We start from the raw sequence: 739 nt of genomic DNA, 5'->3' as shown, positions 1-739 counted from the left end.
GATGGCAGCACTTATCTTCATCATTATTGGTCCTGCGTTTGCAGCGCCTCGTACTGGCCTAGTGGCTTACGAGATGGCCGTGAAGCCATTCTTTGTTGAAGCTTCTCAAGCGCACCTTACCGCGTTTTCTGTGATCTTTTTTGCGGTTGCAATGCTGTTCTCTTGGTTCCAAGGCCGTCTTATCGACTTGATCGGTAAAGTGCTGACTCCAGCGCTGTTTGTCGGTTTGATCATTCTTGCTGTTGCAGTATTCCTAGATCCTCAAGGCGATATGATTGGTGCACGCGGTGAGTACCTAACTCAGCCACTAACCAAAGGCTTCCTTGAAGGCTACAACACCATGGATACTTTCGCATCGCTGATGTTTGGTATGTTGATGGTGGATGCACTGCGCGGCAAAGGCATCACGGAGCGTTCTGCGACGACTAAGTACCTGATTTTTGCAGGTTGTATCGCGGCGGCTGGTCTAGCATTTGTTTACATTTCGCTATTCTACCTAGGCGCTACCAGTGCAACAGTTGCTGCGGGCGCAGACAACGGTGGTCTGATTCTAAGCCAGTACGTTCAAGCATTGTTTGGCCCTTACGGTCAAATCGTTCTTTCTGTGATTGTATTGTTAGCGTGTCTGACAACGGCTATCGGTCTGATTTCAGCATGTTCTGATTTCTTCAGCTCGAAGACATCACTGTCATACAAGCAGTGGGTTCTAATCAACGGTGCCGTATGTGCGCTAGTTGCT

At 48.8% G+C, this 739-nt stretch carries 1 protein-coding gene; it reads left to right on the top strand.

What is annotated here, in order from left to right; all coding sequences use genetic code 11:
- Positions 1-739: branched-chain amino acid transport system II carrier protein (brnQ, locus tag R7190_RS27155; protein WP_318137838.1), on the top strand; the 739-nt coding region annotated here is incomplete at both ends.

The sequence above is a fragment of the Vibrio sp. 1078-1 genome (assembly GCF_033340475.1).
The sequence above is the reverse complement of the archived record's forward strand: the minus strand, read 5'-3'. Positions and strand labels throughout refer to the sequence as shown.